Genomic DNA, 19,673 nt, shown 5'->3' with positions numbered 1-19,673 from the left:
TTATCAACAAAAACAATTTTTTCATTATCTAAATGAGTAATTATCTTTTGTTGATATAATTTATCTAACTTTTGATAGTTTCTCATTTGGTTAACGTAATAATCATTACAAAACAAGATAACCATAATACTTAAGAATAAAATAAATATCACATTTACCATTACTGTACCTGATCTATGCTGTAGGTATAAATTCTGGAAAATTTTCATGATTATTTGTAATATACCATTCTGATTTTTTATGTTCTTTATCTATGATCTCTATCTTTAAAACATCGCCATTTAAACTAAATTGGCAATCTTCAATATCTGTAACTAATGGAACATGACCGCCATGAGTGGTGGATCTATAACGTATCATTTTTTGATTACTTATATATTCTTCAATAACAAAAGAATTTTTAGAAAATCCACCATTTTCTCTTGGTCTAAATATAATTCTGTGTGAATTCTTTACTTTCAATTGTGACCCTTCTAATAAATTTTGTATTTTATCATAGGTCACTTGTCCTCTTATATATCCACTATTTGCACTTGTTTCAACATTCTTTATCACTGCAATAACTTGACTTAGTATCAGAAGAATTAATAGTGTCACAAATAAGGACATCATTGCTTCTGCTAATAAAAAGCCTGACTTTTTAGTATCTAATTTTATATATTTCATTATTAACCCTTACCTGATATAGATCATCACTTTTAGAAAATATGTAAGTATAATTCTTTATAGTTAACTTATCAGGCACTTTGTCTGATTGAATATGATTATCTATAAAACGATAAGCGTTAATTTTTCGTTCATATTTGTGTAACATCTCAAATTGAGCTGATACTGTATAAGAAAGAGTAATTGTAATCAAAACTGCAATCATTAAAGAAATTAATGATTCAGCAAAAATGAATCCACTAGATTTTTTCAACATTTTCTAAAATTTCTCCCCAATGTAATTGGACTTTGAAAGTGTAACGTTTACCACTAAGGGAAGAGATAAAAATTATCGTATAACCTTTAGAAGATCCATTTATTTTTATGATTTTAGAACCACCATTACCATATTTAATATACTCAGGAATTTTCACTACATTTAATTCTTTATTTCCGTCAATATCTTTAAAAACGATTTTTTGTTCATCGGGAAGAACAATCATTTCGCAGGTACTGTTTGATAAATAAGAATAATTTAATGTGTTTGTCCATGAAAATTTAAAGGATTGAAGAAATTGTTTTTCTTCAATCCTTAATTTATATTGATTAATTCCAGTTATGCTGATACTCAAAACAATACAGGTAATTGATAATGCAATAATTGCCTCAATCATTCCAAAAGCATTATTTTTTCTCAACATTACCATTTATGATAGTGTATCCCTCATCTGTGGCTTTTTTCATTTGTTTATTTGAAATTAGATGTGCATTCTCTAGGTCATCAAAACTTTTAGCATTTCCATCGTATAAATCTACTTGTGTTTGAAGAGTTGTTCTAAACGCTTCATCAGTTTTATTTGATGCTGATTTTTTTTGCTCCCCTAAATTAGGCAAAATAATCAGAAGTAGCAAGGAAATGATAAACAATACAATAACCATTTCAATAAGAGTAAATGCCTTTTTAGTTTTCTTCAATAATTTTTTCTTCATTATGAAATTCCCCTCATCATTCCATAAACCGGTAGCAGAACCAATAAATATGTAGTAATTATCGATATAGCAATTACCAAAAATAGTACTGGCTGAACCAAGTTTAAAATGTTTTTTATTTTTTTGGTAGTTTCGCTATATTTTAAATCCGACATTAACAAGATATCTCTTGCCATTGATTGATTATCGCCACCCAAATTAATGATTGATTTCAATTCATCTGGAATCAACACAGAATTATCAATTAAAACATCTAGTTTTAACCCCTTGTTAAGCGATTTTTGAATGTATCTAGATAATTCTTGTTGGATAGATCCTTCTACATATATTCTACTCATTTGACAAACTTGGTTTAAATTTGTTCCACCACTCATCTGCATACCTATGCCCTGTAAAATCAAATAGTGATAGAAAGCCAAATGTACTTTCCCTACAATTGGTAACTTAATTAACGTTAAAGCTTTATTATATTCAGTTTTTTTCGCTAATTTTTTAATGAAATAAATTATAAATGTTATTAAAAGTACCCCTACTGTAATTACAATCTTCTGCAAAATATCAAATATAAACTCATAATCATCAACCTCTAATTGCGGAATAATATAGAATTTTATTCCTATAATCATAATTACTAATGAAAATAATATGACCAGAGGATACATCAATAATTCTTTTAGTTTATCTAATTGTTTTTTCTTAGAACTCAAAAGTAACCCACATTGATTAAATGTTTTTACTATTTCACCATTTTGCTCGGCTATAAAAAACTGATTTATCATCGTTAATGGTAATTCCAATCTTTGCATAGCAAATGCAACACTATTCCCTTGTTCTAAATCGGCTTCAATTAAATTAAATATTTTATCTTTAGTCATAATATGTAAACTTCTAACAGCAGCTAGTAATGAATACCCATTTTTCATTAACTTGCTCATTGTTAGTAAATATTCTGACTTCTTGTTGGCTGATACCCTTTTCTTACCCACTAATATACTCTTCATATATATCTTTTGTGATAACTCCTTTGTTTAGAGATTCCTTCAATTGAAGTTTCCAGTTGTCATCACGTTTTGAATTTTCTAAAAATTCTATTATTTTAGAATTACTTATTGAGTCTATAAATATTTCACTTTTGGATATGGTAGGTATTAATCTTTGATATGAAATTAAATTTACCCCATTTACAATTTCATCAGGATCAATACCTAGCTGAACCATTCTCTTTATAACTGAAAATTTAGACTTCGAATGTATAGTTGTTAATACTGTATATCCACACATTGCCGCTTGAAGAGCTACTTTAGCGGTTTCTTTATCCCGGATTTCCCCAATTATTAATACTTCTGCTCTATGTCGCAGACTGGCTTTTATTAGCTCTTCATAAGTCATCTGAGCTTGTTCATTTACTTGTAACTGTATAAATTCTGGTTCCTCAATTTCAATTGGATCCTCAATACACATTACCATTTTTTGACCAGATAATTCTCTGGCTATTCTATACATCAAAGTTGTCTTACCAGATCCCATCGGCCCTGAAAATACCATCATCCCAGGCTTCTTGGCTGATAATAATAAATCTTTAACTATCTGGTCAATAGATGTATCTACTACGGCTGAATTGTAGATAAGTCTAATTACTAGTGATTCTCTATTCTTGTAATCACCAATACTAGATATTCGAATACTAACGTTGGCTGTGTCAGATTCAAATACAAATGAACCTTTTTGTGGACGTCTCTTTTCGGCGATGTCCAGTCCTCCACGGAACTTTAATACATTCATCAAACTTTGAGCCATATCACTATTCAGCTGCGATATTACCTGCCGACTACTTTGATTTCTTGCCTGAATAATATAAAAATCAGACTTAGGTATAAAATAAATATCTGTCACTACATCCTGCATCGCTTTATGTAGTAAATCATTGACTATTTCGTCAGCTGACATATTTTCTCCTTTCATGAATTTAAATTACGTAATAAAAAAAAGACAACACTTTGTGTGTTGTCTTTTTTTATATTATTCTGCTGCTGTATATACTTCTGATACATCATCGTCATCTTCAAGTTGATCGATCATGCGTTCGAATTGTTCTTGTTTATCTTCTGGAACTTCTGTTGTATTTTGAGGAATCATAGTTAATTCAGCGTTAGAAATATCATAACCTTTTTCAATTAATCCATCACGAACCGCTGTAAATTCTTTAGGTCCTGTATAAATTTCAAATACTTCATCTGAAGTTTGCAAATCATCTGCACCTAAATCCATAATATCCATTAATACATCGTCTTCTTCTTGAGTATTCTTTTCTCTCTCAAGAACGATATATCCACGGCGATCAAACATGTAAGCAACTGATCCAGCAGAACCCATGTTACCACCATTTCTAGTGAAAGCAACACGAACTGATGATGCAGTTCTGTTCTTGTTATCAGTTAGTGCTTCAACTAGAACAGCAACTCCACCTGGTCCATATCCTTCATATACTACTTCATCATAATGTTCATCACTACCACCAGCGGCCTTATCAATAGCACGCTTGATGTTGTCTTTTGGCATGTTCGCTGAACGGGCCTTATCTAGCATTAAACGAAGAGCAGGGTTACTAGCAGGATCCGGACCACCCGCCTTTGCTGCCATAAAGATTTCACGTGAGATTTTTTGGAAAATCTTACCACGCTTAGCATCTTGAGCATTTTTTCGGCCTTGTATGTTATGCCATTTTGAATGTCCTGACATTTCTGCTTCCTTCTTTCGTTAATTTTTTTGAAACCAGACTAAATAATATCAAAAGAAAACGTTTAATTCAATATTTTACGAGTATTTCTTCTCTGAATAATCCATATTATTGTCAATAAAATTACAATTCCAAATAGTGCACCCATACTATCCAAGATTACATCCTCGACCATAGGACTGCGACCACCTGTCAAACCTTGATGAAATTCATCAAATGCAGCTAACCCAGTAGTAGTCATCCAACCTACAAAAGCTAGTAACCAATGATTATTTTCAAAGTATTTATATAAAAACAATACCAAAAATATTCCTAATACCAAATAAATTCCAAAGTGGGCACCCTTGCGAATAAAGAATTCCACAAAATGGTAATATCCATCATTTTCAATAGATTGCACTTTGCCACCATAATTAAATTTAATGCCATTTAAAAAGTGGTAGAGTGGTTTATTCTCAATATTCTTTTCTAAAAATGGCACCGATGTTTGTTGTTTATATGTCATTGATGAACTATAAAACAAAATTCCTTCTATTAAAACAACAATCCAAGCAAACCATTTTTGTTTATCAATTATTTTTTTGTCCATAAATTACCAATCTACTTTTTCATTTAATTTTCTAGCATCTTCAAAATATCCTGATTTGTATGAAGAGTTGATGCCCCAATAATAAAACGCTGTAGATCCAATTATAATTACTAGGAAATCCCAAGGATAATGTATCAAATCAATTCCACCAAAATGGACACTTCCTAACCATGAAACAATCGATAAGAATAGTAACTCAAATATAAACCACAAACTTGAATATAATTTTAGCTTAAATTCTCTAAACCCTCTTTTATAATCGTAAAAAATATATATTGGTAATCCAATAATGATTAAAATAATGACCTCAACAGCGGTTGGAAACATTGACCAATAAATTGCTAAACTAATAGCATCAAAAGTGACTGGCGCCAATATTTTCATACCTCTAATCTTAGATGGACGTTTAAAATCTGGAGCAATTTTTCTGAGAGAACCTACAACTACTGGACCAGTTAACAACGATATCAACGTTGCAGCCGCCACGACTCTTGCAAGTAGTGCCCAATTTTTAAATAGTAGAATCAACAAAAAGCTAACGATGAAGTTAACCAATAACGCAATTCTTGGAGAATTATATTTATTATTTGTTGATCCTATAAACAAAGGAAAATGCTTATTCTTAGTCATTGATGAAAGTGATTTACTTGCAGATGCTGAGAATGCAATACCACTTCCCACAGGTGATACAAATGCAGCAAAGTAAATTAAGGTAGACAGCCAGTATACATTTAGCATAATCGCTAGATCAGCATATGGTGAATTAAAATTAAGATTAGACCAACCGTTAGTTACCACACTATGTGGAAGTGCTCCTATAAATACAAATTGTAATGCAATATAGATTACTGCACTAATAAATAGCGAAATTATTATTCCCCTACGAATATTAACTGCAGGATTAATAATGTCATTTCCGATACTTACTAAGGTTTGAAATGCAACGTATGAATAAATTATTCCAGCACTACCTATGGCAATAAAAATTGATGAACTGCCGTTTGGCATAAATTGATGAACACTACTTCCAAAATTACCCATATCAAAATGTGCATTCACTAGAAATATCATTGTTAAAATAGGAACAGCTAATTTAAAAATAGATATTAAATTATTAAATCTTGCCATTATAGATACAGACCAATAGTTCAATATAGTGAAGACAAACAACAATATGAAGGACATTAATAATCCATAAACCGATAGATTGTCTCCATTCATAAGATTGGCTGTCCACTTTGCCCATCCCCATGGCCACGTACTCATATACTGAGTGCTTGCAACGGCTTCAATAGGCAATATTGCCAATAAGGCAAACCAATTGGACCAAGACGCCATATGGCCCAATAAAGAACCATGAGTATACATGGTGAAGCGACTCATCGCACCATCTTCTGGAAACATTGTACCAACTTCAACGAAGACACTTGCCATCATAGCAACAATAATTGCAGCAAGTATCCATGAAATTATGGCAGCTGGCCCAGCAATTTTTGCTGCCTGACTAGCTCCAAACATCCATCCAGATCCAATAATGGCACTTAATCCAAACATGGTAGTAGAAAATAAATTCAATTTTTTCTTCATTGATTAAACAACCCCTAAAATAGTTATTCTATTAATAATAAAAAAAATACTCTGAATTTAACAGAGTATTTTTAATTAATTATTCAACTGTAACACTCTTTGCCAAGTTTCTTGGTTGATCAACATTGTTACCACGTTGCAAACTTGCATAGTAAGCAATTAATTGAGCAGGAACAACACTGATTAGTGGTGAAATCATTTGATCAATTTCGGGTAGAACAATTTGGTCGCCCTCTTGAGCAAAATCAGATGAAACAATCCTTAGAACCTTAGCTCCACGAGCTTCAACTTCTTTGATATTACCTCTTGTGTGATCTTGACCAATCTTATCACTAATAAAGGCAAATACCGGAGTATCTTTTTCAATCAATGAGATTGTACCATGTTTCAATTCACCTGCAGCAAATCCTTCAGAATGAATATATGAAATTTCTTTTAGCTTCAATGCTGCTTCTAGTGATAGCGCATAGTCAACGCCACGTCCAATGTAGAAAGCATCTCTTTTATCTGTAAGATAATCTCTTGCAATACCTTCAAATAGACTCTTTTCATCAATAATAGTTTGAATACCATTAGCAGCCATAGCTAATTGTGCTTTCAAATCTAGATCGATTGCTGCTTGAATTCCTTTGGCTTCACCAAGTGCTTTAGCAAGAACTGCTTCAACAGCGATGTTGGCTGTATATGCTTTTGTAGAAGCAACAGCAATTTCTGGACCTGCAAGAAGTTCCATTGTGTAGTTAGCTTCACGTGAAAGTGTTGAATTAGGAACATTTGTCATTGTTAAACTTGGTAATCCCAATTCATTTACTTTAACAAGTACTTGTCTACTATCTGCTGTTTCACCACTTTGTGATAAGAATAAGAAGAATGGTTTTTTAGAAAGTTTTGGCATATGATATCCAAATTCACTAGCAACTTCTACATCTACAGGAATGTCACATAATTTTTCAAAAATTTCTTTTCCAGCTAATCCGGCATGATAACTTGTACCAGCAGCGATAATGTATAGACGATCTGCCTCTTTTAACTCGTTAATTAGAGCAGGATCCACGTTAACTTTATTTCCGTCTAGATAATGTGATGAAATTTTTCTCATAACAACGGGTTGTTCATCAATTTCTTTTAACATGAATGTGTCATATGTACCCTTAGAAATATCATTAGCGTCAATATCAACTGTGTAATATTCTCTTTCAACAGGTGTTCCATCTAATTTACTAATAGATACTTTGTCTTTTTCAAGAATAACAACTTCACCATCATGAATTTCAACAAATTTATTTGTACGGTCTAACATGGCCATTGCATCAGAACAGATAACGTTAAAGCCATCTCCAAGTCCTATAAGTAGTGGACTCTTACTCTTTGCAACAAAAATCTTATCTGGCTCTTGTGTATCTACTAGACCAAATGCGTATGATCCTTCAATGATACCTAGAGCTTTTCTAAATGCATCTTCAGCACTAAGACCTTCATTTGCAAATTTTGAAATTAATTGAACTGCAACTTCAGTATCTGTTTCACTTCTAAATTGAACATCTGATAGATATTCAGATTTAATTTCATTAAAGTTAGTTAAAACTCCATTATGAACAAGATAGAAACGATCATCTGAAGAGAAATGTGGATGTGCGTTATCCACAGTAGGTTCACCATGAGTTGCCCAACGTGTATGTCCAATTCCTGTTATTCCTTGTACATCTGGACCAACTGCATTACGAAGTTGACTGATTTTACCAACTTCCTTAACTAGAAAATCTTTGCCATTTTGGTCATTAACATAAATACCAGCTGAATCGTATCCACGATATTCAAGTTTTTCCAGACCATTAAGTAAAATATCTGTTGTTTCTGTGTTTCCAATAACTCCGACAATTCCACACATAATTATTAGCATCCTTTAATTGGTATAGTTAGTTTTATTTAAATTGGTATAGTCAATTTTTAAGTGTTGTTTTTCTTTCAACGCTGATAGAATACTAAATTTATATATAGTTTGTCAAACATTTCTTTAATTTTATTAAAATGGTATAGCTCAAATAAATAAAAAAAAGACCTTTCGGTCTTTTAATTCATTTCAGATTCAACAACTTTTACAATTTTATCTGTATATGCGTTAACCTTTTCTTCTGTTGGAGCCTCGCACATGACGCGTAGCAATGATTCTGTTCCACTAGGACGAACTAATACACGTCCGTCTCCAGCCATTTCTGATTCCACTTCTTGAATAACATCCATAACTGCTGTATGTTCTTTCCAAGATTCTTTATCAGCAACAGGAACATTAACCAATTTTTGTGGATAAATAGTTACTTGACTTGCTAATTCAGACAAAGTCTTTCCTGTTCTTTTCATGATATAAAGCAGATGGATAGCTGTTAACATTCCATCACCAGTGTTTAGATAATCGTAAAGGACAATGTGACCTGATTGTTCTCCACCAAGATTGTAATCATTTTTACGTATTTCTTCCACGACATGACGATCACCTACAGCAGTTTGAACATCTTGCATACCATGTTCTTCAATTGCTTTATATAGGCCTAGATTGCTCATTACAGTAGTTACAATTGTATCCTTCTTTAGACGACCTTCATCATGTAAAAATTGTCCTAAGATAAACATAATTCTATCTCCGTCGACAATCTCACCATTTTCATCTACAGCGATACATCTATCGCCATCACCATCAAAAGCGATACCCGCCATAGCTTCGTTAGAATCTTTGACTCTTTGTGCTAATCCTTCAGGATGAGTTGATCCTACTTGACGATTGATATTAATGCCATCAGGATGTGAAGCCATGATTTCAAAATCTGCATTCAAGTCAGCGAATAAACTACTTGCTAGTTTGCTTGTTGATCCATTAGCGGTATCAATAATAACATTCATTCCTTCAAGGTCATCTGAAAGTGTTTGTTTTAAAAATTGTAGATACTTTTGAGATCCTTCTGGATAATCTGAGCTTATTCCAAGACCTTCTGCAGAAGGTCTTGGTAATAGATCCTCTGGAGCATCTAGAAGAACTTCGATTTCGTCTTCTACTTCATCCGGAAGTTTGTATCCATCTGAACCAAAGAACTTAATACCATTGTCAGCAGCAGGATTGTGTGATGCAGAAATCATAATTCCAGCTTGTGCTGAAACGGCTTTAACCAAATATGCTACAGCAGGTGTAGTTACAACATTTAAATCGAGCACCTCTATCCCTACTGAAAGTAGTCCAGAAATCAAACTAGACTGTAACATTTGACCTGAAATTCTTGTATCTCTTGCAACTAGTACACGTGGATTTTGATCTTTTTCATTGGATTCTTCAAAATGTTTTGTTAAGACAAAACCACCCGCTCTACCTAGTTGAAATGCCAACTCTGGTGTCAGTTCTTTATTTGCAATACCCCTAACACCGTCAGTTCCGAAATATTTAGTCATTATTTATATACCCCCAAAAATTAGTCATCTTCATTATTTGAATCTGTTATTGTATTTGTGTTGTTGCTATCAGTGGTTGTTGAATTGTTAGTGTATTTTATATCAACAGATATTTGTTCTGGGTCTGAATCAACTATTTTACTACCTAAAGTATTAATAATATTAACAGTTTTTCTCATATCACCAGAAACATCTGATACATCAACCGGAATATCTATAGAACTAGATATTGCTGCTATTTGTTTGGCAGAACCATAGACCGTAACTTTCTTAGTTTTTGAACTAAGGGTTACATTACCTGCGTTATCCCCCGTTGCTTTTAAATTAACAGTAACTTCTTTACTTGGAAGAGAGATAGGAATAGTTACTTTAGCAGTTTGAGGTTCTAGAACAACATTTAGTGTGTGTCCTTCTTTATCCAAGGCCTGCAACAATACTTCTTGGTCAAATGTATTTTTAATACCACCGGGTAATAGAGGTTTAGCAACTATTCTATCAATTTTTTTAATTTCCGATTTTGCTCCAGTAACTTTGGCTGTATCTGGAGAAACCTTGATCTTACCTACCTCATAACCATCAGCCAAGGCATCTTTGTTATATTCTACTTCAACAGGTAACTCAGCCACAGAGCTTGTCTGGATATTGACTGTTACATAACTTGGTTTAAATGAACATGTTAATTCACGATTCAAACCCTTTTCCTGAATTTTAACTTTGTGTTTACCATTTGATAAACCTGTTAAGTTAATGTAGACACGAAAATTTTGTGTATTCTTTGTACTTGTCACTAAGGCAGAAGAGCCTTCTATATTAACTGAAACTTTACCTGGATAACCAGTTATATATTTTCCCTTATCAGCTTGGACTTGCAAAGGCATCTTCATAGTAGCCGAAGTATTAACATTAGAAGTGTTAGCCTGATTGGAATCTCTTGTAGATCCCATTCCCGGTGTACTAACATTTAAAAATAAATAAATTGCACAGAATAGTGATACTACTAAGTAAAAGTACTTACTATTAAGAATATTTCTCATCATAATTATGCACCTCTATTCTTTCTACGGAATAGTGAACCAAATATGGAATTGCTTCTTTCATCAGAAGGCACTAATTGAGCTCGTAAGTAATTTAGATACTCATCACGTGACAAGTCCAACATCATGTGACCGTTTCTAGTAATCATGACTCCACCAGTTTCTTCAGAAACAACAATGGTTATAGCATCAGTAACTTCACTAATACCAACAGCCGCACGGTGTCTAGTTCCTAATTCTTTAGGAATAGTATTACTTTCCGAAAGTGGCAAGTAAGCCGCAGCAGCAGATATTCGATTATTTTGAATAATAACCGCACCATCATGCAATGGCGTATTAGGAATAAATATATTAATTAGTAGCGCTCCGGTAATTTCAGAATCTAGTGAAATACCTGTTTCTACGTACTCTTCAAGACCTGTACTCATCTCTAGGGAAATCAAAGCACCAATACGTCTCTTACTCATGTACTGGATAGCTTGATCCAAACTTTCGATTAAAAGATTTTGGCTTTTACCCTCTTCGTTACTATTAGTACTGAAGAACGGTAGACGTCCCAAATGTTCCAACCCTCTTCTAATTTCAGGTTGGAAAATAATTACAATAATAACAATTCCCCAGTTTAAAAGCTGATCCATGATATAGGAAACTGTGTGTAAATTTAGAGCCCAACTTACCAAACGAATAACAAATATTATTATTATTCCCTTAAGTAATTGAACCGCCTTGGTACCTCTCATAATATTCAAAACTTTGTACAAAAAATACCATACAACCAAGATATCAACAAGATTTGCTAAATTCTGCCATGTAAAGATATTATTTGGTATTAAATTACTCATTATCTTACCTCTTTATTTATAACTAATATTATAACAAAAATTAGTCTTAGTTATACGGTATTAACTAGCCTAATGATCGAGATTTATCAATTCTTCACTATAATTAATGTTTTGTCTTAAATCATTAGCAATTGAGCGATTAATTTTACCAGCCTCTAATAAATCTTGCAGAAATGCACGTTGATAACTTAATGCTTTTAAATCGATTGCCGATTTTTCTTGAATAAAGTCATCGGAAGGACGTTCAATCCTACCTTCAAATGAATCAATTCTATTTTCGTAATGCTTTTTAAAGTTTTCAACTAAATGCTCAGAACCTTCAAACTGATTAGTCTCTTCTATTTCGTTTAACTTAACAATAGCATTCTGTGATCCAGCAATTGCTATCAGTTTGAAATCTTCTCTATTAGCTGTCATAATAGCTTTTTTCTTAATAATTGACCATCTGATTAATTTTGTAAAACCTTTTACCGTGTTTTTTACGTAAGAATTAATAAAATCTAGTGTTTTATTTCTATGTCCTCTTACCAATTCTCTTTTGTATCTACCAATTCGTCTGACTGATAAATTATAAGATTCTTCACTAATTTTTCCTTCTTCAAGGAGCTGTTGAGCTGCTTCTAGTTCAGAATTAAAACAAGTTTTCCATAAATTTATACCTTTTTTAGTATGAACTTGTTTCTTACTAATAGGACCATCAATAATTTTTTCAGAACTGACTGAGTATTGCAGATGTTGTAAATTGTGTAAATATTCAGCTATAACGGCAGAATAAACAACATTTGAATCATCCCCACTTTCAGCTCTCAGTTGTTCAATTGTCTTCTCGTAAACAAATTTCTGTGCTTCAAAACTATCCATTAAACTACTATCATCATCAGAGTTTTCTAACTCTTGGATATCTTGATCTTCAAAATTACCACGATATGTAATATGAATATTTCTATTTGTTAGTAACGGTATTAATATTGTAGCTCCTAATAAACTAAAGATTATTACCCCACTCGCTAAGAATAATAAGAGTGTTCTAGCTGGAAATTCTGAACCATTATTGGTAACAAAAGGTAGTGATAGTATACCCACCATAGTTACTGATCCTCTAACTCCGGAAATACCTGACAACAAACTATAAAAGAATCGTTCTGAAACAGAGTACTCTTTGTTTCTTTTGCGACCAAAAGTCAATGTATAAACGAAACTCCATATAAATCTAATGACTACTAAAATAATCCAAATGACAAATGCTAAGAAAATAGCTCTAAAAGTATTCATTTGATCATTTGCTACTAATTCACGCATAGCAAATGGTACTTCAACACCTAATAAGACAAAAACAAAACCGTTCAATAAGTAAACTAACATATCCCACGATCTTGCACTCATTAACCTAATCTCAGGACTAAAGGGACTTCTAGGTGATCTTGTATTTATATTTAAGATTCCTGCGACAACAACTGCCACAACTCCGGATACGCCAAATACTTCATCCGCAACATAATAAATCACAAATGGTATCAGTAAAACTAGAATTACATGCAAAATTGTATCGTCAATGCCCTGATTAACCATCCATAATCTTAAACCATTAAACAGCCAAATCATTACTGCACCTACGAAAGCACCACCAAATGAAATTGCTAAGAAATCAAGTGAAGCATCTCTCAGAGAAAAAGCTCCTGTAACTGTAGCTGCTACACCATATTTGAAAGCGATCAATCCTGATGCATCATTGATTAAACTCTCTCCACTAATCAAATGCATCAATGAATCCGGTAGCTTAGTCTTTTGAGCTATTGACTGTACAGCAACAGGATCAGTTGGTGACAATACGGCCACTAAAGTGAAAGCTGCCGCTAAAGGCAGACCTGGAATCAATATTTTAACTAAAATTCCACCAACTATTGTTGATAGAAAAACTAATAAAATTGCATTTCCTAAAATAGGACCTCTTAAATTCCACAATTCTTTTTTAGGAAACCTATTCCCGTCGTTAAACAAAATGGGAGCAATAAACGCTAACATAAACCATTCCGTATTAACTTGAATTTTAACCTTCATGAATAAAGCCGCTAAAATTCCTGCACCAATTTGAATTAAACTTGGTGGTATCGAAATAAAATAGTTACTAATGATATTAGCAATAAGCAATAAAGCAACAATCAATATAACAGACTCAAGTATGTGCATAAAAATACCTCATCTATTCTTTTATTTTTTATCTTCACCAATAATTCGGACTTCTGTTTGAAGTTCAATATCAAATTTTTGTTTAATTTCCCTTTGAATTAAATGAATCAAATCCATGTAGTCAGTGGCTGTAGCTCCATCTATATTCACAATAAAGCCAGCGTGTTTCATCGAAACTTGTGCCCCACCAATTATTTTACCTTGCAGGCCGGCTTCTATTATCAATGGACCTGTGAAATGACCTTCTGGACGTTTGAATACACTTCCACAAGAAGGATATTCTAGTGGTTGTTTAGATCTTCTTAAGGCATTAAGGTGATCCATTTCTTTTTGGATTTCTTCCTTGTCACCCTTTGCGAGTTGAAATTTGGCACTTATAACGATACCACCATTTTCTTGTATCGCACTGTGACGATATGCAAACTTCATATCTTCATGATTGAAGTTCAATATCTGACCGTCAGGCATCAAAACTTCAGCACTCAAAAATGCGTCTGTTAGTTCTCCACCATAGGCACCAGCATTCATGAAAACAGCGCCACCGACACTACCAGGTATTCCAGCAGCAAACTCAAGACCAGTTAGCCCATACTGTTGTGCAACGATTGTAGTATCAATAATTGTTGCACCTGCTTCTGCAAAGACAACATTACCATCAACTGAGATTTGTTTGAAATTAGGTAGAATTATAACAATTCCTCTAATACCACCATCTTTAATAATCAGGTTACTTGCATTTCCAACGATAGTAATTTTGATATCATAATCTCTGGCAGTATTTATAATAGATACTAATTCATCACGTGATTTAGGAAAAGCTAGAACATCAGCATTCCCACCCGTTTTTGTGAAAGTATACTTACTCATAGGTTCATTTATTTTAAATTCGATATTAGGTAACTTTTCAATTGGAAACTTCAATTTTAAAACCGTCCTTATTATTAAACGTGTCCTTGTAATTTTATCATATTTTGATATATCCCCAGAGTAATAATGCTTAAAAGATGTTATAATTCGACTAATAATAATTAGATTCAAAAGAGGTAGCTTATGAACTTTGTAACTTTAGATTTTGAAACTGCTAATAGTAAACGTGAAAGTGCGTGTTCAATTGCTCTTGTATTAGTAAGGGACAGCAAAATAGTAGACTCATTTTACTCTTTGATAAATCCTCAAATGCAATTTGATCAAAGAAATATAGCAATCCATCACATTACTCCTCAGGATGTTCAAGATGCTCCAACATTTGATAAAATTTGGGACCATATTTCACCATTATTTGATATCAATCATTTGGTAGCTGCACATAATGCCAGCTTTGATAATAGTGTTTTAAACAAAACATTAAGCAACTACGGAATTATTACTCCTCGTTATTTGACAATTGACACTGTTAAAACTAGTCGGAAATTTTATCCAGAATTACCAAATCATAAATTAGATACTGTTTCTAGAAATTTGAATATTGAACTAGTCGACCATCATAACGCGCTAGCAGATAGTATAGCGTGTGCAAATATCTTATTAAGAACTGAACAAGATTTTGGAACTGAACAAATTAAAAAAATGGTTCAGTTTACTAAATAATAAAAAGTCTCTACTAAAATTTAGTAGAGACTTTTTTATTTAATGTGGTAAAAATTTGTTTGGACAATACCACGTCAGACAATGGAAGGAACCACCCATGGTAGAAATTTTTGATACATCTATTGGAATAATTTTTTTATCAGTATTCTTACGTAGTGTTGCAATTATTTCTTTATCTTTTTTCAATGAATATTGTGGAACATATATTGCACTATCTGTTTCTAATATATTTGTATAAACTCCTCGTGCCGAAGGTATCTTGCTATCATACTGACCTTTTGAAGTATAACCACTAGATAAATTTATGAATTTAATATTTGGCAATTGCTCACTAATTTCTTTTTCAACTTTTTTATAGTTCTCAAAATCACTAATTAACAGTGTATTAGGTTTGATAAAGCACAGCATGCCATCAGTATGAGCAAGTACATCACCATATTCAGGTGTTACAATAACAATCTTTTTTAAACCTAAATCATTCTTCAATGTCGAAATTACATCTTTCTTAGAATAATTTTTATTATCATCAAAAACTCGATTAGTAATTATCGCTGTATCTTTACCGTTATAAACGAAATTTCCACCATCCAAAATAAGTTTACTCTCAGTAAATTTAAATTTGTTGGCCCTTAGCCATGAAGTAAAATCTCTGTCTAATTTGTGACTATAATTTTTACTTAGGTATTTTGGTGAATATCTAAATTTGACTAATTTATTTGTTGCTACTGGAGCTACATCCCTAATCCATATATCATCATATTTAGATGAAAAATTCTTTGAACTATTAAGATTAATTACATTGTTACCTTCAGAATTGTCACTCATGTCAGAATTAAATTTAAGTATATTAGGATACATATCCTTATAATATCTATCTTTTGAGTTGGGTAAACTAGTTAAAATAAGCGGCCTATCATTTTCTATTTTTATTGGTGAGTTCGTATTATACACAGTAAAACTAGTTGATATTAAAGATAAACAAGTAAGTATATTTGCACCCATGATATCATCTCCTTCTTTGTTATAAGCGATAATATCATGACCTTTTTTTATATATTTATATATAAAATATATCCTTACTCAAGCTTAAGAATTTTTGGTATTGACAGAAATTTTATATAAATATATATAAATTAAAAAGTCCCTACCCAAATTTGGTAGCGGCTCTATTATTGAAATTAGATACAAAATTTAGAATTATTTAAAAATATAATGCAAAAAATGAGAAATACATATTATAACTATAATTCCGATAGTGCCTGTAACCCACGATGTTGCTCCAAAAAAATACCCATAGAATAGCAGCAACTATTTCTATTAAAAATATTATATAGTTAGCAATTAGTAGATCCTCCCTAATTTGTTATAAAATCAATTTACTTCACTAATCTTTTCATGAATATTGTTTCTTCTGTTTCAGATTCGACACTAAAACCATATTTTTCATAAATATGAATAGCTACAGAATTATCTCTATACACTTCTAGAGTTAGTTCATTGATATCTTTGGAATCAGTAGACCAATTGATTGCATCCTCTGTTAAATAAGAGGCAATATTATTCCCACTAAACTCTTCGGTTACTACCACTCCAAATTCTGAACTTTTATCGTCTGCATGAGCTACACGAGCAAATCCAACGATATCACCTTCAAAAATTGCTAAAAAGATATTATCTTGTGTTGAGTTATAAATTCTATCCAGTTCAATTTTTTCTTCTTCAACCGTCAAAAATCTCAAACTAGATTCAAATTCTATAAATTCTGATTCATCTGCAACCTTTTTCAAAAATGCTATTAGATTAGAAGCATCATCTGGAATAGCTTCTCTTAATGTAAGTTGTTCCGTCATTTTATGCCTCCGAATGACCGTGCTTGGTATTTGTCGCCTCGTAAAATAATTTCAATTATGCGTCCATCTTCTGATTCAAGATTTCTTCTGATACTTATAGATATATGATCCTTAGGTAACTCGTCTTTGATAAATTGTGGCCATTCAACAATAGATACACCATCTCCATCAAAATACTCTGAGAAGCCCAAATCTTCATCCATACTATCCTCTAGACGATACATATCCATATGATACAAAGGTATACGTCCACCCTTATATTCTCTTATTAAGGTGAAAGTGGGACTTTTTACATTTTTAGTAATTCCTAGTCCTGAGGCAATACCTCTGGTAAATGTTGTTTTACCAACACCCAAATCACCATTTAATAAAATAACATCCCCGGGTATTAAATCTGAAGCAAATTGCTTACCAAAATTTTCAGTCTCATCATAAGATGAAGTTTGAATAGTAATTTTTTTCATGTCATTTCCCTTTATAATGCTTGTGATGCGGTTAAAATGGCTGATTTATAAACATCTTCTTCATTACATCCACGTGATAAATCAGAAACTGGTTTATTTAAACCTTGTAAGATAGGTCCGATAGCTTCATATCCACCTAAACGCTGAGCAATTTTATATCCAATATTTCCTGATTGTAAATCTGGGAAAATAAAGACATTAGCGTGACCTGCCACCTTAGAACCAGGAGCTTTTTGCTCACCTACTGATTTTACAAATGCGGCATCAAATTGTAATTCACCATCTAGAGGAACTGTAGAATCTAATTCTTGGGCTATTTTTGTTGCCTCTGCGACTTTTTCAACTTCTTCACTCTTGGCACTACCCTTTGTTGAAAAGCTAAGCATCGCAACTCTTGGTTCGATATCGAACAATTCAGCTTCTTTGGCAGATTGAATAGCAATTTCTGCTAATTCTTGAGCATTTGGATTAATATTGATAGCACAATCAGCAAATAGATATCTTTCATCGTCCTTTTGAACAATAAATGATCCACTTATTCTAGATGAACCAGGTGCAGTCTTAATTATTTGTAAAGCCGGGCGAACAGTATCTCCTGTAGAATGTACTGCACCAGAAACCATTCCGTCAGCTTTTCCCATATAAACAAGCATTGTTCCAAAGTAATTATTATCTTTCAACATTTCAAGTGCTTGTTCTTTTGTATTCTTACCCTTACGGCGTTCTACAAAAGAATCAACCATATTATCAAAATCATCATAATTTTCTGGATCAATAATTTCTATTCCAGAAATATCAAATTTTTCAGATGTGGCTACTTTAGAAACTTCTGATTGATTACCAATAAGAATTGGTTCAAGAATGCCATCTTTTTTCAAACGGCTTGCTGCTCCCAGAATTCTTTTTTCAGTACCTTCTGGAAATACTATTGTTAGATTTTTTCCATCTATCTTGTTCTTTAAGCTTTCAAATAAATCCATCTTAAATACCTCACAATATTTTATATTATAAAACATTCCAATCAATTACTTCTTTATTATAGTGTAAAAGCGCTTTATTTGCTTTAGAAAAAGGCTTTGACCCAAAAAATCCTCGATATGCTGACAAAGGACTTGGATGAACTCCTTCTATAATGGTATTCTTTTCTTCATTGATCATTGATTTTTTACTACGAGCTGAGTTACCCCATAGTATAAATACTACTTCTCCCCGATCTGACAACTTTTTGATAGCCGTATCGGTTAACTGTTCCCAACCTTGTCCCTTGTGAGAATTGGCACGACCACGCTCAACTGTAAGAACAGAGTTCAGTAATAAAACTCCTTGATCTGCCCACTTTTTTAAATATCCTGTTGATACAGGAGGAATACCTAAATCATCATTTAATTCTTTGTATATATTTTGAAGTGAAGGTGGCAGTTGAACGCCTTCACTGACTGCAAAACTGCAACCGATAGCTTGATTAGGTTCATGATAAGGATCTTGACCTAAAATAACTACTTTGGTATCACTAAATGATGTCCAATTGAAAGCTTGATATATATGATGCATCTCAGGATAAATAGTTTTTGTACTATACTCTTTCTTTAAAAAATCATGTAATTTTTTATAGTAATCTTTTTGGAATTCTGGCTCTAATATATCTTGCCAATCATTTGATATAAATTTTTTCATCCTATACCTGCCCATAATTTATCCTAAAGTATTTATTTTGTGTTACTATTCA

21 protein-coding genes are annotated in these 19,673 nt (G+C 32.5%); 1 reads left to right on the top strand and 20 read right to left on the bottom strand.

Translation table 11 applies throughout. The annotated features are described in order from the left end of the window. Positions 1–174: 174 nt before the first annotated feature. The 15 genes from EKN01_RS01750 to murB form a co-directional block, all read right to left on the bottom strand. On the bottom strand, positions 175–666 hold the full coding sequence (locus EKN01_RS01750) for a ComGF family competence protein (protein WP_129044715.1): 492 nt from the start codon (positions 664–666) through the stop codon (positions 175–177). Beyond that, positions 641–922 carry a hypothetical protein gene (locus EKN01_RS01745; RefSeq protein WP_099974511.1) on the bottom strand — a complete coding sequence of 94 codons (282 nt, stop codon included), beginning with the start codon at positions 920–922 and terminating at the stop codon, positions 641–643. The genes EKN01_RS01750 and EKN01_RS01745 overlap by 26 nt, the downstream gene beginning before the upstream one ends. Beyond that, positions 906–1,352 (bottom strand): type II secretion system protein, encoded by a 447-nt coding sequence (locus tag EKN01_RS01740; protein ID WP_129044714.1) that lies wholly within the window; start codon positions 1,350–1,352, stop codon positions 906–908. Before EKN01_RS01740 ends, EKN01_RS01745 begins: the two co-directional genes overlap by 17 nt. Next, complete coding sequence (gene comGC / locus EKN01_RS01735) at positions 1,330–1,635, bottom strand: competence type IV pilus major pilin ComGC (RefSeq protein ID WP_129044713.1); 306 nt, start codon at positions 1,633–1,635, stop codon at positions 1,330–1,332. Before comGC ends, EKN01_RS01740 begins: the two co-directional genes overlap by 23 nt. Next, positions 1,635–2,621 (bottom strand): type II secretion system F family protein, encoded by a 987-nt coding sequence (locus tag EKN01_RS01730; protein ID WP_164966343.1) that lies wholly within the window; start codon positions 2,619–2,621, stop codon positions 1,635–1,637. Before EKN01_RS01730 ends, comGC begins: the two co-directional genes overlap by 1 nt. Continuing rightward, positions 2,614–3,582 (bottom strand): competence type IV pilus ATPase ComGA, encoded by a 969-nt coding sequence (gene comGA, locus EKN01_RS01725; protein ID WP_129044711.1) that lies wholly within the window; start codon positions 3,580–3,582, stop codon positions 2,614–2,616. The genes EKN01_RS01730 and comGA overlap by 8 nt, the downstream gene beginning before the upstream one ends. A gap of 72 nt (positions 3,583–3,654) precedes the next feature. Beyond that, positions 3,655–4,374: a YebC/PmpR family DNA-binding transcriptional regulator gene (locus EKN01_RS01720; RefSeq protein WP_129044710.1), complete on the bottom strand. Its 720-nt coding sequence runs from the start codon at positions 4,372–4,374 to the stop codon at positions 3,655–3,657. A gap of 62 nt (positions 4,375–4,436) precedes the next feature. Beyond that, positions 4,437–4,961 (bottom strand): VanZ family protein, encoded by a 525-nt coding sequence (locus EKN01_RS01715; protein WP_129044709.1) that lies wholly within the window; start codon positions 4,959–4,961, stop codon positions 4,437–4,439. Positions 4,962–4,964: 3 nt separating this feature from the next. Further along, a complete protein-coding gene (locus tag EKN01_RS01710; RefSeq protein ID WP_129044708.1) occupies positions 4,965–6,548 on the bottom strand; it encodes an APC family permease in 1,584 nt (527 codons plus the stop codon). Between the two features lie 79 nt (positions 6,549–6,627). Continuing rightward, positions 6,628–8,436: a glutamine--fructose-6-phosphate transaminase (isomerizing) gene (gene glmS, locus EKN01_RS01705; protein WP_129044707.1), complete on the bottom strand. Its 1,809-nt coding sequence runs from the start codon at positions 8,434–8,436 to the stop codon at positions 6,628–6,630. A gap of 182 nt (positions 8,437–8,618) precedes the next feature. Continuing rightward, a complete protein-coding gene (gene glmM, locus EKN01_RS01700) occupies positions 8,619–9,983 on the bottom strand; it encodes a phosphoglucosamine mutase (RefSeq protein WP_129044706.1) in 1,365 nt (454 codons plus the stop codon). A 20-nt stretch (positions 9,984–10,003) separates the two neighbouring features. Beyond that, a complete protein-coding gene (locus EKN01_RS01695; RefSeq protein WP_241685226.1) occupies positions 10,004–11,020 on the bottom strand; it encodes a CdaR family protein in 1,017 nt (338 codons plus the stop codon). A 2-nt stretch (positions 11,021–11,022) separates the two neighbouring features. Then, positions 11,023–11,859, bottom strand: a complete 837-nt coding sequence (gene cdaA / locus EKN01_RS01690) for a diadenylate cyclase CdaA (protein WP_099974500.1) — start codon at positions 11,857–11,859, stop codon at positions 11,023–11,025. Between the two features lie 69 nt (positions 11,860–11,928). Continuing rightward, positions 11,929–14,046, bottom strand: a complete 2,118-nt coding sequence (locus EKN01_RS01685; protein WP_129044705.1) for a cation:proton antiporter — start codon at positions 14,044–14,046, stop codon at positions 11,929–11,931. Between the two features lie 21 nt (positions 14,047–14,067). Beyond that, positions 14,068–14,967, bottom strand: a complete 900-nt coding sequence (gene murB, locus EKN01_RS01680) for a UDP-N-acetylmuramate dehydrogenase (RefSeq protein ID WP_129044704.1) — start codon at positions 14,965–14,967, stop codon at positions 14,068–14,070. Positions 14,968–15,096: 129 nt separating this feature from the next. On the opposite strand from murB, the gene EKN01_RS01675 reads away from it, so the two are divergent. Continuing rightward, the gene (locus EKN01_RS01675; protein WP_129044703.1) at positions 15,097–15,633 is read left to right on the top strand and encodes a 3'-5' exonuclease; all 537 of its coding nucleotides are present in this window, start codon (positions 15,097–15,099) and stop codon (positions 15,631–15,633) included. A 39-nt stretch (positions 15,634–15,672) separates the two neighbouring features. Here the strand turns inward: EKN01_RS01675 and EKN01_RS01670 are convergent, their stop codons facing one another. The 5 genes from EKN01_RS01670 to EKN01_RS01650 form a co-directional block, all read right to left on the bottom strand. Beyond that, positions 15,673–16,635 carry an agmatine deiminase family protein gene (locus EKN01_RS01670; protein ID WP_129044702.1) on the bottom strand — a complete coding sequence of 321 codons (963 nt, stop codon included), beginning with the start codon at positions 16,633–16,635 and terminating at the stop codon, positions 15,673–15,675. A gap of 374 nt (positions 16,636–17,009) precedes the next feature. Beyond that, the gene (locus EKN01_RS01665) at positions 17,010–17,483 is read right to left on the bottom strand and encodes a GNAT family N-acetyltransferase (protein WP_129044701.1); all 474 of its coding nucleotides are present in this window, start codon (positions 17,481–17,483) and stop codon (positions 17,010–17,012) included. Next, complete coding sequence (gene tsaE, locus EKN01_RS01660; RefSeq protein WP_129044700.1) at positions 17,480–17,947, bottom strand: tRNA (adenosine(37)-N6)-threonylcarbamoyltransferase complex ATPase subunit type 1 TsaE; 468 nt, start codon at positions 17,945–17,947, stop codon at positions 17,480–17,482. The genes EKN01_RS01665 and tsaE overlap by 4 nt, the downstream gene beginning before the upstream one ends. An 11-nt stretch (positions 17,948–17,958) precedes the next feature. Then, positions 17,959–18,927, bottom strand: coding sequence for a phosphate acetyltransferase (gene pta / locus EKN01_RS01655; protein WP_129044699.1), 969 nt, complete (start codon positions 18,925–18,927; stop codon positions 17,959–17,961). 25 nt (positions 18,928–18,952) lie between these two features. Beyond that, positions 18,953–19,621, bottom strand: coding sequence for a uracil-DNA glycosylase (locus EKN01_RS01650; RefSeq protein WP_129044698.1), 669 nt, complete (start codon positions 19,619–19,621; stop codon positions 18,953–18,955). Between the last annotated feature and the right edge of the window lie 52 nt (positions 19,622–19,673).

The sequence above is a fragment of the Companilactobacillus metriopterae genome (assembly GCF_004117915.1).
GTDB lineage: Bacteria > Bacillota > Bacilli > Lactobacillales > Lactobacillaceae > Companilactobacillus > Companilactobacillus metriopterae.
The sequence above is the reverse complement of the archived record's forward strand: the minus strand, read 5'-3'. Positions and strand labels throughout refer to the sequence as shown.